The sequence below is a fragment of the Microbaculum marinisediminis genome (assembly GCF_025397915.1).
In the GTDB taxonomy this organism is placed as follows: Bacteria; Pseudomonadota; Alphaproteobacteria; order Rhizobiales; family Tepidamorphaceae; genus Microbaculum; species Microbaculum marinisediminis.
In genome coordinates this window covers 1-411 of the sequence record NZ_JALIDZ010000039.1, presented here as the reverse complement: position 1 = coordinate 411, position 411 = coordinate 1, and the positions used below count along the sequence as shown (strand labels likewise).

The window sequence follows — 411 nt, the reverse complement described above, 5'->3', positions numbered from 1 at the left end:
AAGCCGGTCAAGTTCGGCGTTGGTCATGTGGTCGGGGAGCATCCGGGGGTTTCCTTCTCTGGGATAGCCGGCGTCTCACGACGCGGGTCTTGTTTGCGCCAGCCCTGCGGGCCGTCATAGTCGTACTTGCCGAGGCGCCGGGCCCATCGGACCCGTGCCCACATAACGCCTTGCTCGGGGGTCAGTGCGCCGGTGTCGAGCAGGTCGAATAGTTCGTCCTGGTCGTCGACGCTGAGTTGCCCGATGAGATTGGGGAGCCAGTCGCGATAGGTCATGCCGCCCTCCCGGTCATGGCGACGCGCAAGGCGTTGGCGTTGGGAAAGCAGCCGATGACAAGTCCTTGACCATCAACGGCGACTATCGAGCCGATCGGACGCCATGACGGTTGAACTAATGCACTGTGTGCGCTAT

General features: G+C 62.8%; 1 protein-coding gene. It reads right to left on the bottom strand.

All coding sequences use genetic code 11. The annotated features are described in order from the left end of the window. Positions 1 to 23: 23 nt before the first annotated feature. A complete protein-coding gene (locus tag MUB46_RS24180) occupies positions 24 to 275 on the bottom strand; it encodes a hypothetical protein (RefSeq protein WP_261618537.1) in 252 nt (83 codons plus the stop codon). Positions 276 to 411: the final 136 nt, after the last annotated feature.